Annotated in this window: 19 protein-coding genes; 15 read left to right on the forward strand and 4 right to left on the reverse strand. The window is 43.8% G+C overall.

The window, feature by feature from the left end:
* Nucleotides 1-13: 13 nt before the first annotated feature.
* The 6 genes from E7Z59_RS03145 (at nt 14) to purD (ending at nt 6,526) form a co-directional block, all read left to right on the forward strand.
* Complete coding sequence (locus E7Z59_RS03145) at nt 14-1,681, forward strand: DUF6909 family protein (RefSeq protein WP_136334826.1); 1,668 nt, start codon at nt 14-16, stop codon at nt 1,679-1,681.
* A 23-nt stretch (nt 1,682-1,704) separates the two neighbouring features.
* Complete coding sequence (gene rfbB, locus E7Z59_RS03150) at nt 1,705-2,742, forward strand: dTDP-glucose 4,6-dehydratase (RefSeq protein ID WP_136334827.1); 1,038 nt, start codon at nt 1,705-1,707, stop codon at nt 2,740-2,742.
* Between the two features lie 60 nt (nt 2,743-2,802).
* On the forward strand, nt 2,803-3,660 hold the full coding sequence (gene rfbA, locus E7Z59_RS03155; protein ID WP_136334828.1) for a glucose-1-phosphate thymidylyltransferase RfbA: 858 nt from the start codon (nt 2,803-2,805) through the stop codon (nt 3,658-3,660).
* Between the two features lie 47 nt (nt 3,661-3,707).
* Nucleotides 3,708-4,262 (forward strand): dTDP-4-dehydrorhamnose 3,5-epimerase, encoded by a 555-nt coding sequence (rfbC, locus tag E7Z59_RS03160; protein WP_136334829.1) that lies wholly within the window; start codon nt 3,708-3,710, stop codon nt 4,260-4,262.
* Entirely contained in the window at nt 4,249-5,055 is an 807-nt protein-coding gene (gene rfbD / locus E7Z59_RS03165; protein WP_136334830.1) for a dTDP-4-dehydrorhamnose reductase, read from the forward strand. Before rfbC ends, rfbD begins: the two co-directional genes overlap by 14 nt.
* A 193-nt stretch (nt 5,056-5,248) precedes the next feature.
* Nucleotides 5,249-6,526, forward strand: coding sequence for a phosphoribosylamine--glycine ligase (purD, locus tag E7Z59_RS03170; protein ID WP_136334831.1), 1,278 nt, complete (start codon nt 5,249-5,251; stop codon nt 6,524-6,526).
* 94 nt (nt 6,527-6,620) lie between these two features.
* Here purD and E7Z59_RS03175 read toward each other — a convergent pair whose 3' ends face one another.
* Entirely contained in the window at nt 6,621-6,842 is a 222-nt protein-coding gene (locus E7Z59_RS03175) for a DUF6341 family protein (RefSeq protein ID WP_136334832.1), read from the reverse strand.
* 48 nt (nt 6,843-6,890) lie between these two features.
* Here E7Z59_RS03175 and E7Z59_RS03180 point away from each other — a divergent pair, with 48 nt between their 5' ends.
* A complete protein-coding gene (locus E7Z59_RS03180) occupies nt 6,891-7,814 on the forward strand; it encodes a DUF6427 family protein (protein WP_136334833.1) in 924 nt (307 codons plus the stop codon).
* Here E7Z59_RS03180 and upp read toward each other — a convergent pair.
* Together upp and E7Z59_RS03190 are read right to left on the reverse strand one after the other, a co-directional pair.
* Entirely contained in the window at nt 7,803-8,459 is a 657-nt protein-coding gene (gene upp, locus E7Z59_RS03185) for a uracil phosphoribosyltransferase (RefSeq protein ID WP_136334834.1), read from the reverse strand. The genes E7Z59_RS03180 and upp overlap by 12 nt on opposite strands.
* Before the next feature lie 200 nt (nt 8,460-8,659).
* On the reverse strand, nt 8,660-9,280 hold the full coding sequence (locus E7Z59_RS03190; RefSeq protein WP_136334835.1) for a DUF502 domain-containing protein: 621 nt from the start codon (nt 9,278-9,280) through the stop codon (nt 8,660-8,662).
* A 218-nt stretch (nt 9,281-9,498) separates the two neighbouring features.
* Here E7Z59_RS03190 and E7Z59_RS03195 point away from each other — a divergent pair, with 218 nt between their 5' ends.
* Nucleotides 9,499-10,104, forward strand: coding sequence for a DUF4254 domain-containing protein (locus E7Z59_RS03195; protein ID WP_136334836.1), 606 nt, complete (start codon nt 9,499-9,501; stop codon nt 10,102-10,104).
* A gap of 30 nt (nt 10,105-10,134) precedes the next feature.
* Complete coding sequence (locus E7Z59_RS03200) at nt 10,135-10,872, forward strand: glycosyltransferase (protein ID WP_136334837.1); 738 nt, start codon at nt 10,135-10,137, stop codon at nt 10,870-10,872.
* Nucleotides 10,873-11,068: 196 nt separating this feature from the next.
* Here E7Z59_RS03200 and E7Z59_RS03205 read toward each other — a convergent pair whose 3' ends face one another.
* A complete protein-coding gene (locus E7Z59_RS03205; RefSeq protein ID WP_136334838.1) occupies nt 11,069-12,124 on the reverse strand; it encodes a ferredoxin--NADP reductase in 1,056 nt (351 codons plus the stop codon).
* Nucleotides 12,125-12,372: 248 nt separating this feature from the next.
* Between E7Z59_RS03205 and E7Z59_RS03210 the strand changes: the two genes are divergently transcribed.
* The 6 genes from E7Z59_RS03210 to E7Z59_RS03235 all read left to right on the forward strand — a co-directional run bounded on the left by E7Z59_RS03210 (nt 12,373) and on the right by E7Z59_RS03235 (nt 18,252).
* Nucleotides 12,373-13,845, forward strand: coding sequence for a DUF5687 family protein (locus E7Z59_RS03210; protein ID WP_136334839.1), 1,473 nt, complete (start codon nt 12,373-12,375; stop codon nt 13,843-13,845).
* 15 nt (nt 13,846-13,860) lie between these two features.
* On the forward strand, nt 13,861-14,583 hold the full coding sequence (locus tag E7Z59_RS03215) for an ABC transporter ATP-binding protein (RefSeq protein ID WP_136334840.1): 723 nt from the start codon (nt 13,861-13,863) through the stop codon (nt 14,581-14,583).
* A 109-nt stretch (nt 14,584-14,692) separates the two neighbouring features.
* On the forward strand, nt 14,693-17,242 hold the full coding sequence (porW, locus tag E7Z59_RS03220) for a type IX secretion system periplasmic lipoprotein PorW/SprE (protein WP_136334841.1): 2,550 nt from the start codon (nt 14,693-14,695) through the stop codon (nt 17,240-17,242).
* Nucleotides 17,243-17,247: 5 nt separating this feature from the next.
* Nucleotides 17,248-17,658 (forward strand): bactofilin family protein, encoded by a 411-nt coding sequence (locus tag E7Z59_RS03225; RefSeq protein WP_136334842.1) that lies wholly within the window; start codon nt 17,248-17,250, stop codon nt 17,656-17,658.
* Nucleotides 17,624-17,848 (forward strand): AtpZ/AtpI family protein, encoded by a 225-nt coding sequence (locus tag E7Z59_RS03230; RefSeq protein ID WP_136334843.1) that lies wholly within the window; start codon nt 17,624-17,626, stop codon nt 17,846-17,848. Before E7Z59_RS03225 ends, E7Z59_RS03230 begins: the two co-directional genes overlap by 35 nt.
* Nucleotides 17,845-18,252 (forward strand): DUF6168 family protein, encoded by a 408-nt coding sequence (locus E7Z59_RS03235; RefSeq protein ID WP_136334844.1) that lies wholly within the window; start codon nt 17,845-17,847, stop codon nt 18,250-18,252. The genes E7Z59_RS03230 and E7Z59_RS03235 overlap by 4 nt, the downstream gene beginning before the upstream one ends.
* Nucleotides 18,253-18,256 lie beyond the last annotated feature (4 nt).

The raw sequence follows: 18,256 nt of genomic DNA on the forward strand, positions 1-18,256 counted from the left end.
TGAAATATCTGAAATGAGTACCATTACAAAACGTACCCGGGCCCAGGAATCTACAGCGGCCATTGAGCGCATGTATATCACTATGCGCCATCTTTTTAACAGAGGATTTTATAAACCCATGGGAGTGTCAGGAGAGACCCTGATCGAAGCACTGTTGCAGCTGCGTCCGGAGATCTACGGGTCTGTGGCTGAAGAAAAAACAGAGCTCGACGGCCTGGTCTATGTCCTGGATCGTTTGCCATACGGCATAGAGCAATGCAGCTATATTAACCTTACCAGTGATGAGGGGTATAAGAACTCGGGCTTTAAAGTGATCATTCCACCAAAGCGAAGACGTAATTGCTATCGAATTGATGATGAGCAGATGAATATTGAGATCACCCGTGGACGATCGGATATCTATGATATTCTGACCCACCTGACCTTCATGTTCATTGAATCTCACAAGATTGCCACCCGGATTTATGATGAAGAAGACAAGACCATTCTCAGGGATTGGGAAAAACTGGAGGAGGCCATTCAGAAAAAAAGACTTTCACTTAATGAAAGAGAGGTAGCCCTGAGTCATATGACAAATATTTTAGGGCGCACCTTTGAAGAATTAAAGCATGCGCATAAGGTGTTCAGAACCAAGGAAGAACCCGATCGATTCTTAAAGATCATTTACTGGTTAGGAAAGATCGGACTTTCAGAGATCAGGGAAGGTAATAAGCGAACCATAACTTTCAGTCCTATTCTTCGCGAAAGGCTGGGGCACCATATCCACGGTGAACGCTGGGCCAATGAAATAAAAAAGGTCATCCGGAAAAAAGGAATGCAGAACAGGCCCCTGCATATTATCAGTGCCAATATGCATTCGGTTATGAATACACTTTTTGCCCGAAAGGCGTTGGGTAATAGTGTAAAAGATAAGTCAGATCTTGATCTCTATACAGAACTGAGTCAACCTGAAAATGAGGGGTTACGATCAAAGGTGGTTGCTTATGCAGAAAAGAATGGGATGACTTCCATTCCCGACACCTCGGGTGCAAATATTAACGCTCAGTTATTTGACCTGAAAGTTTCCGGCCATTTTTCTGCCAATGAGGAAGAAATCCCGGTACTATTCGTTATGGATTACGCATTCGGAGAGCAGGCCTATGAAACCATTGATGAATTCCTGAAACCATACCGTGAAGATGATGGTATAAAGGAGTACCTGAACCTTGCTTCCGTATCTATTATGGGTAAGGCAGGCATCCTGGAAGGAGGTAAGGGCGACCTGATGATCCCTACTGCCCATATCTTTGAAGGAACAGCCGATAATTATCCTTTTGACAATGAACTCTGCGCAGCAGATTTTAAGGGCCATGGTCTGAAAGTATTTGAAGGAACCATGATCACTGTACTGGGCACTTCGCTTCAAAACAGAGATATATTGAAATTCTTTCATGACAGTACCTGGAATGTTATCGGACTTGAAATGGAAGGCGCTCACTATCAGAAAGCCATTCAGTCGGCTTCGAGGATCAGAAAAAGTATATCTGATAAGGTAAAAGTAAGATATGCCTATTACGCCTCTGATAATCCTTTGGAAACCGGGAGTACGTTGGCTTCAGGGGGTCTTGGTATCACCGGGGTAAAACCTACCTATCTGATCACTGAAAAGATCCTGGATCAGATCCTTCAAAAAGATTCCTGAACTGAAGCGAAACCTAACTGAGAATGACACCAAAACGAAGTATACTTATTACCGGAGGTGCCGGTTTTATAGGCTCTCATGTGGTCAGACATTGGGTGAACACCTATCCCGATTGCCTGGTGATCAACCTCGACCTATTAACCTATGCCGGGAACCTTCAAAACCTGAGGGATATAGCCGATAAGCCTAACTATAAATTTATTAAAGGGGATATTTGCGACAGGGAATTGCTCCATGAAATATTCCGTAAATACAATCCCGGGGGAGTGATCCACCTGGCGGCAGAATCACATGTAGACCGATCTATAAGCGGCCCTATGGCCTTTGCGCAAACCAATATTATCGGGACCCTGCAACTATTGGAAACGGCCAGAGAGTTTTGGACGAAGGGAGGTAAGAACAGGTTCTATCATATCAGCACTGATGAGGTGTATGGAAGTCTTGGGCCGGAAGGGTTGTTTACCGAAGAAAGCAGGTACGAGCCCAACAGTCCTTATTCTGCATCTAAGGCCTCTTCAGATCATTTTGTGAGGGCTTATGGCGAAACCTATGATCTGCCCTATGTGATCTCCAATTGCTCAAATAACTATGGGCCCAATCAATTTCCTGAAAAGCTGATCCCGTTGTTCATTCAGAATTGTATTGACGGAAAGCCTTTACCGGTATACGGGGACGGGAATTATACACGTGACTGGCTTTATGTGATCGATCACGCAAAGGCCATTGACCTGGTATACCATAAGGGAGGAAATAAGGAAACCTACAACATTGGTGGATTTAATGAATGGAAGAACATCGACCTGGTCAGGTTGCTCTGTGATATCATGGATCGGAAACTGCAACAACCCTCCGGAAAGGCAGCGTCTTTGATCACCCATGTGAAAGACCGCCCGGGTCATGATAAACGATATGCTATTGATGCTTCAAAGATCCACAGAGAATTGGGTTGGGAGCCTTCTGTTGATTTTCAACATGGCCTGGAAGCAACCATAGATTGGTATCTGGCCAATCCTCAATGGTTAAAAGATATCACCAGTGGCACCTACCGGGAGGAAATATAATGGCCTCCCCCGCAAAAGTTGTAGAAAAGAACTTATTTTAAAGGTCTAAACCAGATACCCATGAAAGGAATCATTTTGGCAGGAGGCACCGGATCGCGATTGCACCCGCTTACCCTTGCGGTGAGTAAGCAGTTGATGCCGGTTTACGATAAACCCATGATCTACTATCCCTTATCTACCCTGATCTATGCAGGAATAAGGGAGATCCTGATCATTTCAACCCCAAAAGACCTTCCTCTTTTCAAAGACCTTCTCGGGGATGGCAGGCAGTACGGATGTCACTTTGAATATGCCGTACAGGAACAACCCAGGGGTCTGGCTGAAGCCTTTATTATAGGAGAAGAATTCATTGGCGATGATAAAGTGGCTCTCATTCTGGGAGATAACATCTTTTACGGCACCGGTTTAGCCGAATTGTTGCAGGCAAACAATGACCCTGATGGGGGTATCGTTTATGCATATCATGTGAATGATCCACAGCGCTATGGTGTAGTGGAGTTCAATGAAAATAAGGAGGCCCTTTCGATCGAAGAAAAGCCTGAAAACCCCAAGAGTAACTACGCAGTACCCGGCATCTATTTTTATGACAATGAGGTCGTAGCCATCGCCAAAACCATTGCCCCGAGTAAAAGGGGAGAATTGGAAATAACAGATGTCAATAAGGCCTACCTGAAGAAGAAAAAGTTAAAAGTCAGTATACTTGACAGGGGTACGGCCTGGCTGGATACAGGTACTTTCAGGTCGCTGATGCAGGCCTCGCAGTTTGTTCAGGTCATAGAAGACCGGCAGGGATTAAAGATCGGAGCCATAGAGGAGGCCGCCTGGAGGATGGGACTCATTAGCAGGGCACAAATGGATGAACTGGCCCGACCATTGTTGAAAAGCGGTTATGGAGAGTATCTGCTCGGATTGAAGTAAGTACGTCACCCCTTAACAGGTTGGAACGAAATAAAAATTTAAACGAATTGGAGGTAGAAAAAACAGAGATTGAAGGTTGTTTCCTGATCAAGCCAAAAAGGTTTTACGATGAAAGAGGGTCTTTTTCTGAAGGGTATAATAAAGCCCGTTATGAGAAGATGTTGGGCAGGTCTTTAAATTTTTGCCAGGATAACCTGTCTTATTCCGTCAAGGGGGTTTTAAGAGGGTTGCATTTTCAAAGGTCGCCCCACGCGCAAGCTAAACTCGTTCAGGTTATTAAGGGAAAGGTACAGGATGTGGTAGTTGACCTGAGACCCGAATCGCCCACCTTCAAGAAATATGTCTCTGTTGTTTTAAGTGAAGAGAATGGCTATCAGCTTTTTGTTCCCAAAGGAATGGCCCACGGATTCCTTGCCTTAACCGATGAGGTAGTTTTTCAGTATAAATGTGATGCCTATTACCAACCGGAGGCAGAAGCGGGCATTATGTACAATGACCCTGAACTTAGCATTCCATGGATGATGAATGAAAAAGAGCTGATACTTTCCGGAAAAGACAAGGAACTCCCGGTCTTAAACCAATTCTTACATGAAGAGCAATAAACCGACAGTGCTGATCACAGGGGCCACCGGTCAATTAGGGCAAGCTTTAAAAGAGTTGTTGGAATTGAAGGCTAACTACAAGGTTATATGCACTTCATCGTCAAATCTCGATATTACTGTTCCCGGGCAGATAGCCGATGCTTTTAAGAAATATGAGCCGGATTTCTGTATTAATTGCGCAGCCTATACCAACGTGAGATTGGCTGAGACAGAGAAAGATAAAGCCTATAAGGTGAATGCTGATGCTCCTGGGATCCTGGCACGGGCCTGTGAAGAATATCAAACCACCCTGATCCACATTTCTACAGATTATGTGTTCGATGGTAAAAAGGACGCCCCTTACACTATTCTCGATGCGCCCCGACCTTTGAATGTATACGGAGCCTCGAAATTGGAAGGTGAGCAAAATATTGAAAAGCACTGTTCCAGGTATTATATCGTCAGAACCTCCTGGCTTTACAACCGAAACTACGGGAAAAATTTTTACCGTACTATTCTGGAAAATGCGAAGAAGGGGAAACCCATGAATATTATTACTTCTCAAAAAGGGACACCCACAGATGTTCATAACCTGGCAGCTTATATCTGCCAATTAATGGAGGAGACCCCTGCCTATGGAATAAAGCATTTCAGTGATGAAGAGGTGATGAACTGGTATGATTTTTCAGTGCGCATTCTAAAAGAGAATGATCTTGACATTTCCCTTCTTACCCCTATAGAGACCTTGAAAAATGATGTGGTAGACCGGCCTTTGTATTCGGCCCTTACCGCCGAGGCTAATGAACAGGAATAAACCCAAAGGAAAATTTTCAAACTCCAAATTCCAATTTTTTGTTAAGGGGCTTTCATTGCCTAAGTATGTATTGCGTCCCGTCCCTGCAACTCGTCGCTGCAACTCGTCCCTCAAACTCAAACTCGTTCCTCAAACTCGTCCCTGAAAATCCCTATCTTTGCACTCGCAATTATCAACGTAAAAAGCACATTCAATGAACATCCTTGTACTCGGTTCCGGAGGGCGCGAACATACCCTGAGCTGGAAAATTGCTCAAAGTAATCAATTGGATAAATTATTTGTAGCTCCCGGGAATGCGGGAACTGCGGCCATAGCTACCAATGTGGGCATTGCGCCAACTGATTTTGATGCGGTCAAGGACCTGGTTCTTAAAGAAAATATTGAAATGGTTGTGGTGGGGCCTGAAGATCCGTTGGTGCAAGGTATTGCTGATTTCTTTGCCCAGGATGAAGCTCTGAAATACGTACATCTTATCGGTCCGTCAAAATCGGGAGCAATTCTGGAAGGAAGTAAGGAGTTTGCCAAGGAATTCATGTCAAGGCATAATATTCCAACGGCGGCTTACCAAAGCTTTACAGCTGAAAGCCTGGAGGCCGGTTATGCTTTCCTGGAAACCCTTAAACCTCCATATGTATTAAAGGCCGATGGATTGGCTGCAGGAAAAGGAGTGTTGATCATCGACAACCTGGAGGAGGCCAAAGCTGAACTGAAAAAAATGCTGGTAGACGCTAAGTTTGGTAATGCCAGTGCTAAGGTGGTCATAGAGGAATTTTTGAGTGGTATAGAATTAAGCGTTTTCGTACTTACTGATGGTAAAGACTATATGATCCTGCCAACAGCTAAAGACTATAAGCGCATCGGAGAAGGCGATACCGGACTGAATACCGGTGGAATGGGGGCCATTTCTCCCGTACCTTTTGCAGACGCAGACTTTATGAGAAAGGTGGAAGAGCGTATTGTAGAACCAACCATTCAAGGTTTTTCGAAAGATAATATTGATTATAAGGGCTTTGTGTTCATCGGACTCATCAAGGTGGCCGGAGAGCCTTATGTTATTGAGTATAACGTAAGAATGGGAGACCCGGAAACTGAGGTGGTTATACCCAGGGTAAAGAATGATCTTATAGATCTGTTTCGGGCAGTTGCCAACGGCACCTTGAATCAAAAGACCCTTGAAGTTGATACCCGATCTGCTACCACAGTAATGGCCGTTTCAGGAGGATACCCGGAAGCATATGAGAAAGGCAAAGAAATATCAGGGCTTGATGAGGTAAACGATTCCATTGTGTTTCACGCAGGAACTAAAATGGACGGAGATAAGGTGGTTACTTCCGGCGGTCGTGTGATGGCCTTCACCTCGTTCGGCAAAAATTTCAGAGAGGCTCTTGATTCATCGTACGAAAGCCTGAATAAGGTGTGTTTTGACGGTATCTATTACCGTAAAGATCTGGGGTTTGACCTGGAAGCGTAAAGTATTCCATGAATGAACTAAAAACAAAAAAACCCGCAGCTTCTTCAACTGCGGGTTTTTTGTATACGATTAGATGCTATAATGGATGGCTTTCTTACAGGTAAGAATGCGCAGTGATATCCTTGTTCTCTTCGTTGTTATCGTTAAATTTCTTTAACTGTCCCATCCAGTAAACAAAGGCAACCGCACCTATGATCATAAAGATCCAGTTTAAGGTGTTGGCTGTCCACCAATTCTCCATACCCCTTAATGCATGCAGGGGGGCGAATAATATTTCTTCAAATAAGTACTGGATACCGTAGAAAAAATCACTCATGAGTAAAAGTTATATTAAATTTACCCCGCAAAAATACAAAAAGCACCCATGATATCAAGCATTTTCGGCAGAACTAAACCTATAAATTTTATTTTTCTGGCTCTTTTTGCTTTATGCTTTCTGCTGGGGTATTATTTTCTGGGGAATACCAACGGATTTACCCTGGCTCAATTACCTGATTTTCTGATCACCGCAGCCCTGGTGACCTTTACCATGCTGCTTATTGAATTTATAAATCGGAAGAATACTCTTACCAAGGATAATTCGTACCTGACTTTTTTCTTCCTGCTGTATCTCTGTATGTTTCCGAAGATCTTCGCCGACGTCGAGGTGATCGTAGCCCACATTTTTGTGTTGTTGTCTTTTCGCAGGATCATCAGTATTCGCAGCGGACAGGATGTGCGCTCTAAGATCTTTGATGGTTCCCTGTGGGTGTTTGTTGCCGCGATGTTTTACAGTTGGTCTGTACTTTTTTTGATCCTGGTCTTTGCGGGTATATTCCTTTATGGGGTTAATTACTATAAAAATCTATTGGTGCCATTTGTAGCCTTACTTATTGTTGCTATCCTGGGCGTAACATGGAAGTTGTGGATGGGGCAGGAGCTGGACTGGCGGGTGTTTGTAGATATGACCCCCACCCTCAGTTTTGATAAATATACCGATCTGCGACTTGTTTTCCCTGTTATTTTTATTTCCGGTATCGCCCTTATCTCGGGGGTGTATTACTTTATGAAAGTAGGAGGAAGGGCGTATAAGGCTCGTATTCCCGGGTGGTTGGTATTGTTATTCTTTGCTTTGGCGGCTTTGTTGGTAGCCCTGGTGGAGAGTGCGAATACCTCAGAACTGATCTTCGCAGGCTTTCCCCTTTGTGTAATGATGACCAACTACCTGCAATCCATTAAGAGAAAATGGCTCAAGGAAGCGTTTCTATGGGCATTTTTAATACTCCCGGTGCTGGTGCTATTTCTGTAATTTCCTCCCAAATGCCAGGTCTCCGGCATCTCCCAATCCCGGAACGATATAGGAGTAATCGTTTAATTCCTCATCAATATCGCCCACCCATAACCGGGTGCCGCGCGGAAAATGCTTGCTGATGTATTCGACGCCTTCTTGAGAGGCTATGGCTGTTACCAGGTGAATCTCTCTAGGCAATCCTACTCTTGAGAGGGCTTCAAAAGTGGCCACGAGGGAATGACCGCTGGCCAGCATGGGATCAGCCAGGATCAAAACCTTATTATCCAGGTCGGGACTAGCCAGGTACTCAACAATGATCTCAAATTCAGTGTCGCTGGTATGATAGCGATAGGCTGAAATAAATGAATTCTCTACCCAGTCAAAATAGTTGAGAATACCCTGGTGCAATGGCAGTCCTGCGCGCAATACAGAACAGATCACGATGCGATCCTGAAGGGTAACTGTGGACTTTCTGCCCAGGGGAGTGTGCACCACCTCTTCTTTGTGATGCAATTCCTTACTAATCTCATAGCTGATGATCTCTCCGATACGTTCAAGATTTCTGCGGAAGCGCATGGAATCCTGCTGGAGTTCCTTATCCCGCAATTGGGCCAGGTAATTGTTTAAAACAGAAGGGCTTTTGGCCAGGTGATGAATTTTCATGACTTAAAGTTAGGTTTTTTTAGGGAGTCGAGGGCCGAACGTTAAGAAAACAGCCAGTGGCTGTTTTTAGTGAAGGAGCCAGGGGGCGCGAGGGCGCTCAGGGTGTAACCCTGAGTCGGTCTGAATTACTCGATTTTTCACTCTTTACCTGTCACCTATTACTTGTCTCCTGCCTGCCAAGCCGCAGGCATGGTTGCCTATTACTTGTCACCTGTCACCTTCCCTTCAACCGAATCTAAAGTGCCAAACTGATACGACCCTCTCCCGAGTTGTTGTACGGTTTTGATCACTTCTTTCGGGGTCATATCGAGCTTCACGATGCGTTCAGGATCTACATAAACCACCGTGCCCGACCAGGGGTTCGGTGAGCTGGGAAGGTATACAGCCACCCGGCCGGTATCGGTGCGTTCGATCTCAAACCCGATCTGGGCGTTATCATCAAATTCGGCCAATACAGGTAGAAAGTGCTCGGAGGCCTTTTCATTGCTTTTGATACCATCTGTAATACCCTTTACGAATCGATAGCCCGGTAAATTGATGAGCACTTTGCTTTCCAGGGTGCGTTGAAGTTTTTTCAGGTTTCTTCCGTTGGCAAGCAGGCCTGCCAAAAAACACAGAACAAGAACAGCGAAAATGGCGATGAGATTGGCAAGGGCAACACCTCCAACAGATTCTATAGGGATAAGCTTATCTATGGGTTGGGCCACTTTGAGCATGATCTGGAAGGCCTTGGTGACAATGATGATAATGATAACGATGGGCACCATGAACAGGATACCGCCAATGATGGTTGTTTTTATAAAATTTAAAATCTTCTTCATTACCGCAGGATTTAAGTCTTGAATTATAACTATCTAATTTACAATTAATTAGTAAAAATATTTAATAACAGTCTTGTAAATACTGCTTACTACTTTTCACGTGTTTAATGTGGCTGCTTTGAATAGGTGGACAACCTCACCTTGGGTATCTAATTCCGGAATTTCAGGGTAAAAACGTGTTGAATGAATTATATTTGCGTAACCAAATAAATAACTACATGTTCAGCGAAAAAGCATTCAGGATTTTTGAGGAGAGTATAGAGAAATACCATATAAAGGATGATGTATACCAATCCTTTGAAAACCCGTATCCAAACGACAAGATCGAACACCTTTTATATCGTAAGAACTGGATCGATACCGTTCAATGGCATTATGAGGATATTATTCGTGACCCGGAGATCGACCCCGTAGCGGCTCTTGATTTGAAAAGAAAGATCGATGCTTCTAATCAGGATCGTACCGATATGGTAGAGTATATTGACAGTTATTTTCTGGATAAATACAAGGATGTTACCCCGAAGCCGGAGGCTACCATCAATTCTGAAAGTCCGGCATGGGCTATTGACCGACTATCCATTCTTGCCTTAAAGATCTACCACATGCAGGAAGAGGTTGAGCGGGAAGGTGCTTCAGAAGACCATAAGGCGAAATGTCAGGCCAAACTGGATGTACTTCTGGAACAGAAAAAAGATCTTTCTACAGCCATCGATCAACTGCTGGCAGATATTGAGAATGGCGACAAGTACATGAAAGTGTACAAGCAAATGAAGATGTATAATGATGATGAGCTGAATCCGGTACTTTACAAGAATAAAAAATAACGACCCCATTGGGTTTACAATAAAACGATTATGGCTCAAGACAAGAACATTCACATCTTCTGTATGAAGTGGGGCACCCTCTATGGTCCGGAATATGTGAATCGCTTGCACGCCATGGTAAAGAGGAATCTAACCCTGCCTTTTACCATGGTGTGTTTTACCGATAACGAAGAAGGGATCGATGAGGATATCAAATGTTTCCCCATCCCGGAGATCGATATTCCCGGGAATCTTCCGGAAAGAATGTGGAAAAAACTAACCACCCTTAAAGCTGATCTTTACGGACTGGAAGGAACAGCTCTTTTCCTGGACCTTGATATAGTGATCGTTGATAATATTGATTGTTTCTTTGAAGATGATGCCCCTTTCCGGATCATCAAAGATCATTCCTGGAGAACCTGGCGAATTACCGGAAACTCTTCGGTGTATCGTTTTGAGATCGGGAAACACGGGTATGTGTTCGACTACTTCAAAGAGAACTTTGATGAGATCAGGAAACAGCATCGCAATGAACAGGAATACCTTACCTGGGCAGTGCACGAAAAAGGGTATTTGAATTATTGGCCCAAGCCATGGTGCCCGAGTTTTAAATATGACTGTGTGTCGCGTTTTCCCCTGGCATTTTGGAAGAAACCGATCATTCCAGAAGGAGCCAAGATCATTATATTTCACGGAGAGATCAATCCGCATAAAGCTATTGAAGGTGGCCGTGGAAAATGGTACCGCTACGTACGACCCGCCCCCTGGGTGGCTGAGTATTGGAAATAAAAAAAGGGAAGCGTTGAGCTTCCCTTTTTTTATTTCAGTTATACCGTTAAGCCGTTAAGCCGTTATTCGGTTAGATAAGATGAACCATAGATAGGAATATACCCCCTCCTTTCAAAGGAGGGGTGTCCATGGTGAATACCATGGACGGGCCTGCCTGTCGGCAGACAGGGTGGTTCGTCTTTGTTCCTTCATCCATTTACACATCATCGTAATCTATCGATAATGTATTTGAAACAGGGTGTGCCTGGCAGGTAAGTATAAGTCCTTCTTCCAACTCGCTGTCGGTGAGGATCTGGTTCTTTACCATCTCCACCTTCCCTTCGGTAACCCGTGCAATACAGCTCGAGCAAATACCCCCCTGGCAGGAGTAAGGCGCATCAATATCTTCTTTGAGTACAGCGTCAAGAACGCGCTGCTTTTTGTCCATCACAAGACTATATTCCTCATCATCAACCAGTACATTCACCTTAGTCTTCCCTTCAGGAATGTCTTCTGAGCTTTTTTCACCCCCTTCATCAGAGGTATTAAAGAGCTCAAACTTGATCTTGTCTTTGGCGATACCCTGGGTAGCAAGCGTATCAGATACATTGTTGATCATCTCCTCAGGTCCGCAGAGGTAAAACAGACAATCTTTAGGTTGGCTTACCTTGTTTTTCAGGATGTAATTCACTGTAGAACGTTCAATACGACCAAACATAGCATCTTCTTCCTGCTCCCTGCTGTATACGAATTGTACCTGCAGACGATCTCCATAAGCAGCGACCATTTCGGCGATCTCTTTATGGAACATGGTTTCTTCCAGCTTCTTATTACCGAACACCAGGATAAATTTCTTATCTGTGTGATGCAGCACCTCCTTCATGATGCTCATAATAGGAGTGATTCCGCTTCCGGCGGCAAAGGCCACAATGGTGGAGGCGTCATCAGATTTAGTGTTAAAGGTAAATCGCCCTTCAGGAGGGTGAACCGCCAGTTGTACCCCGGCTTTTAGCTGGTCGTTGGCGTATTTTGAAAATAATCCGTCAGGAACCTTTTTGATACCCACGGCAATTTCATGCTCGTCTCTTCCCGAACAAATAGAATAGGAGCGCCTCACCTCGGTTCCGTTGAGCTGAGTTTTGATGGTAATGTATTGCCCCGGGGTGAATTTAAAGTTCTCTGCTTCAGCTTCCGGAATCTCGAAAGCGATCTTGACGGCATTAGGAGTCAGCCGTTCAACCTTGTTGATATTAAGATGTTTAAATCGGTCCATTCGAAAAAATTTTTTCAAAAATAAGCATTGTAAACCGCTTATGATACAGGCATTAAATAATTGTTGACTTTCCCTTAGTATAATATCTACATGATATGTGTTTTGTTTTAACTATTGTTTTTTAGAGAATTATTAAGTCAATTCGTAGAAGGAACTTTAGTAATGAACTATGAAATTTTACTTTTATAGCTGACGGGATGTAACATTTTCATTACCATCTATACCAATAGCCTGCAAACCATCAACCTATGCTTAAAAAATTCATCACCCTCCAGTGGCGTTCCTTTATCAGGTCGGCTTCTTTTCAAACAAATCTTGCCCTGAAGATCCTAATGGGATTCCTGGCCCTGTATTTCATTTTTGTTTTTTCCATGTTAGGAGCCTTTTCCTATAAGATCATTCAGGAACAGCTCAATCAAGACCCATTAATGGTGCTGAATCGTTTTCTGGTGTTCTACCTGGTAGGCGACCTGGTGATGAGGTACCTGATGCAGCGTATGCCGGTGGTCAATATCAAACCCCTGCTGTCTCTGCCTTTCAGCAAGAACAAGATCGTTCATTTCAGTCTTTGGAAAACAGTAATTTCATTCTTCAATATTGTTCATGCGTTTTTCTTTATTCCCTTCTTCATTGTACTTTTAACCGAAGGGTATCCTGCTGCAAATGCGGTCGCATGGCTGGTTATGGTAACGGCACTGATCTATTCCAATAATTTTCTCAATGTTTTTCTGAACGATATAGATACCGTTTTCTATACAGTACTTACCGCACTCTTACTTTTGGCAGGTCTTACGTATTATCAGGTTTTCGACATAACCCAATATACGGGGCCGGTGTTTACCTGGGTGTATGACCACCCAATCTGGAGTGTAGTACCGGTGGTTATACTGGTTGGTTTATACCTGACGGCTTTTAAATACTTCAGAAACAGATTGTACCTTGATGATGGGTTGAAGGGTAAAACGAGTACGGTAACCTCAGAAGATCTTACCTGGCTGAACAGATTTGGAGGCCTGGCGGTGTTTTTAAAGAATGACATCAAGCTTATTAAACGAAACAAACGTTCCCGCACCACTATTTTTATGAGTCTTGCCTTTATTTTTTATGGGTTGCTGTTCTTCAGTGGGGGTATCGAGGTTTATGAGGGACCGGTATGGCGCATCTTTGCCGGGATATTTGTTACCGGTGGATTCCTGTTTACCTTCGGGCAATTCGTACCAAGCTGGGACAGCTCCTACTATCCGTTAATGATGAGTCAGAATATCAAATACAGGGATTACCTGAACAGCAAGTGGTGGTTAATGGTCATTGCCACCCTGCTTACCACCGTGGTAGCCTCTTTTTATCTGTATTTCGGATGGGAGGTATACCTGGCCATAGTTGTTTCTGCAATTTATAATATAGGGGTGAACTCCCATGTCGTGTTATGGGGTGGCGCCTATATTAAGACACCTATAGATCTTACCTCCAATAAAAAAGCCTTTGGCGATAAGCAGGCATTTAATGTAAAGACCCTATTATTGACCATACCGAAACTGATACTACCGTTGCTTCTTTATGGCGCCGGACATTACACCCTGGGTCCTAACTTCGGCTATATTCTTGTAGTAGTGGCTGGTTTGGCCGGTTTTGCTTTTAAAGACCGCGTATTTAATGTAATTGAAAAGGTATATAAGTCAGAGAAGTATAAGACCCTGGTAGCCTACAAACAAAAATCCTAAAAAATCAACTTGAACATGATCACCTTAAATCAGATAGCAAAAGAATATAAGAAAGTACGCGTGCTTGATGTGGAAGCACTTGAAATACCTAAAGGGCAGAGTTTCGGACTTGTAGGAAATAATGGGGCAGGGAAGACCACCATGTTTAGTATGCTGCTTGACCTGGTTCGTCCAACCACCGGGTATATCATGAACAATGACGTTCGTGTTGACCAAAGTGAAGCCTGGAAACCTTTTACGGCAGCCTTTCTCGATGAGTCTTTTTTGATCGGGTACCTCACCCCTGAAGAATACTTCTATTTCATCGGAGAGCTTCGCGGTCAGAACAAGGCAGATGTAGACCGACTGCTGAAGGGGTTTGAAGATTTTTTCAATGGGGAGATATTGGGGGTGAAGAAATACCTGCGAGACCTCTCTAAAGGAAATCAAAAAAAAGTGGGTATTGTGGCTGCGTTGATCGGAAATCCGGAGGTAATTATTCTTGACGAGCCTTTTGCCAATCTTGACCCTACTACTCAGATACGCCTCAAGAAGATTCTCAGAGAATTAAAGGAAACCACAGAAGTAACCGTACTGATCTCAAGCCATGACCTTATGCACGTTACTGAGGTATGCGAAAGGATCGTTGTACTGGAGAAGGGTGTCGTGGTCAAAGATATCAAGACCTCTCCCGAGACTTTGAAAGAGCTTGAAGTATTCTTCTCCGGGGAGCTTAAGGAAAACGTACCGGCTTCCTGATATGCTTTTTTGGGCGTTTATCGCTATTCTTGCAAAAGAAATGTATTTTTACCCCGAACCGACAATAAATTTGTTGCGTATCGGTTAATAATACTCCAGAGCGAATCAGGTGAAGCACCTACTTAAAATACTATTTGTTCCGGTCCTCTTTTTGATCGCAATATCTTCCTGCTCTACCAGGAAAGATGCCTTCATAAACAGGAAGTGGCATGCTATGAATGCCCGGTATAATGCCATTTATAATGGTAAGAACGCCTTGGCCGACGGGCGTCAGGACCTCATAAACAATTATCGCGATAATTACTGGGATATTCTCCCGGTGGAACGGATGGAGGTGAGAGATGAGGTGATCCTCGACGGAACCCAACTGACTCCTAACTTTGAACGGGCCGAAGAAAAGGCTGCCAAAGCCATTCAAAAGCACGGAATGAATATAGGTGGAAGCGAAAAAAATTCTCAGATCGATGAGGCCTATTTGCTGCTGGGAAAGGCCCGGTATTACGATCAGCGATTTATTCCTTCCCTGGAAGCCTTTAATTATATCCTCAACAAATATAGGGACAGTGACATTATCGGGCAGGCGATGATCTGGAGAGAAAAAACCCATATCAGGCTGGAAAATGAGGAGTTGGCTCTGGAAAATTTAAAGAAACTTCTTAAATACGCCCCCAACCTCGACGATCAGGATTATGCAGATGCCAATGCCATGATGGGGCAGGCCTACATTAACCTGAAGTACAAAGATTCTGCGCTGCAACGATTAAAAACAGCCTCTTTATATACCCGGAATAAGGAAGAAGAAGGGCGTTACCTGTTCATTATTGGTCAATTGTATAACGAGCTCGGTTATTTAGACAGTGCCAATTACGCCTTTGATAAGGTAATTGATCTGAACAGGAGAACCGCCAGAATTTATCATGTAAACGCCAAAATTTTTAAGATCAGGAATCTTTATGATACAGGCTACGATAAAGAAGAGCTGTTAAAGCTACTGACTAAAATGGAAAAGAATCGGGAGAACAGACCTTATCTGGGTCTTGTATACCGACAAATAGCCTTATTTCATGAAGATCAGGACTCCTTGCGCCTGGCTGAGGTGTATTACAATAAGTCACTAAGAGCTGAATCGCAGGACAGAATATTAAACGCTAAGAACTACAGGGCGCTTGGACAAATGGCCTTTGACGCCCGGGATTATACCCTGGCCGGATCCTATTATGACAGTACCCTGACCCAGATGGAAGAAAAGACCAAGGAATTCCGATTGCTGAAACGGCAAAGAGATAATCTTCAGGAGGTCATTACCTATGAGGCTGTGAGAAAGCGCAACGATAGTATTTTGAATGTTCTTGGAATGGAGCCTGAAAAGCGAACGGCTTACTTCCAAAATTATATAGATTCTATCCAAAAAGAAGAAGCTTTAAAGAGGGAAAGAGAGCGAACAGCAGCTTTGGAAAAAAATAAGAGGGGCAGTAATGCTTTTGGTTCAAGATCGGGAAATACCGATGCATTCTATTTTTACAATGAGGCCAGTGTGTCTTATGGAAAACAGGAGTTTCAAAGTGTTTGGGGAAATATCGATCTAACCGATAACTGGAAATACGGTGGGCAGGCCCCGTTGGGAAATACAGCTTCAGTGATCTCTGAAGATCTTGCTCAGGGTAATACAGCTAATGTATATGATGCAGAATTTTACCTTGCTCAGCTTCCTGATACGCCGGAAGAGATTGACAGTATCCAGGAAGAGAGAGATCTCGCCTATTACCAATTGGGGATATTGTATAAGGAGCGTTTTCGGGAATACCTCCTTGCTGCTCAGCGCTTGCAGGACCTGTTAAGCTTTTACCCGGCTGAGCGATTAATACTACCTGCTAAATACAATCTGTATCAGATCTACCTGGAGACCAGTTCACCCCTGGCTGAAGAAATGAAAAGTGACCTGGTAACCAATTATCCCGATTCCCGTTATACGCGGTTTATTCTGGATCCTGAAGGATTTGCAGCCGATGAGGCGGATGATCCCGAAAGTAATTATACGAATTTGTACAGGTTGTATGAGAACCAACGGTATGAGCAGGTTATTGCTGCAGCCACACAATACAGTCGTCAGTATAATGGAGAGGCCATTGCGGCCAAGTTCGATCTGTTAAAGGCACAGGCCCTCGGGAGACTCGAAGGAGTAGAATCCCTGAAGAAGGCATTAACAGATATCAGCCTGAACCATCCTTCAAAGCCCGAAGGTATCAGGGCAGAACAATTGCTGGAAACAAGTATTCCGGCATTGGAAGCTCTTTCTTTAGAAGACAACGATGAGTCTGCTGATCACTGGAAGGTGGTTTATCCATTTAAGAAAACCGATACCGCAGCCCTGGAAACGCTGATTAAAAAGGTAGAGCGATCCCTGGCGGAGGTCGAGGTGCGCGGGTATACCTATTCTGTAGATGTATATAACAGGGATCTGGTGTTCCTGGTAATTCACAATGCAGGATCCAGGTTGCGGGCAGAAGGGTATGCAGAACTTTTAGCTATTAATAAAGAGTATTTGGTTGACAGAGAGAATTTTGTAATTTCGCGAGACGCTTACAAGGTAATTCAGATAAAAAAGAATTTGGAAGCGTATTTGCTTCTCTCGGAGCAACCATCCCCAAATCTAAACTAGAGAATATGTTTGCAGAATCTAAAAAAACCAAAATGGAACCTACCAACGCTTTAAACAACCGTATTGCAGAGAACACCAAGATCAAAGGAGATATCACCTCAGAGGCCGATATCAGAATTGATGGAGAAGTAGAAGGCACCATCATGACTTCCGGAAAGATCGTGATCGGAAAAACCGGGGTGGTAACCGGAAAGATCCAGTGTGAGAATGCCGACATTGAAGGAACCTTTAACGGAGAAGTTAAGGTCGCTCAGATCCTTGTCTTAAAAAGCTCTGCAGTCATTGAAGGCGATGTTGTTGTGGGGAAACTTGCCGTAGAACCCGGAGCAAGCTTCAACGCATCCTGTGCCATGAAAGGAGCAGGAGTAAAGTCGCTTAAAGATGAACAAACAGGACGACCAGAGAAATCCGCTTAAAAATTTCGCGATCTTTTCAGGGATCGCTATTCAAATGGGTGTAACCATCTTCCTGTTCGCATGGCTGGGAAGATGGTTAGATGACACCTATAATGAGGGCAATAAGCTCTACCTCATTATATTAACCCTGTTCGGGGTTTTTATTTCGATTTACGTGGTGATCAAACAGCTAAATCAGATGCAAAAGTGAGATCGAAAATACACCCTTTGTTTTGGATGATATTTTGGTTTCTCCTTTTTATTCTCGGGGCCTATTTTATTCATGAATTAACCCTCGAACTGAATGCTATTCGACCTGCCCAGGTGCTTTTAGACCATGCCTACCTTGCTAACGCCTTGCTTGCCGTACTTATTCTTGTAATTATTTATTGGTTAAGAAAGAAATACTTTTCTCAAATCGGATTTCTTTTTCTAGCCGGCAGTATGTTAAAATTTGCCGTGTTCTTTATCTGGTTCAGCCCGGCATATAAAGCCGACGGGATCCTGTCAAAAGCTGAATTCATTGGGTTTTTCATTCCATACTTCATCAGCCTCGTTTTTGAATCCCTGGCCGTTTATCGATTGTTAAATTCAAAACCCGACACAGACTCCTGAACAA

It is taken from the genome of Robertkochia marina, assembly GCF_004799345.1.
GTDB classification, from domain to species: domain Bacteria; phylum Bacteroidota; class Bacteroidia; order Flavobacteriales; family Flavobacteriaceae; genus Robertkochia; species Robertkochia marina.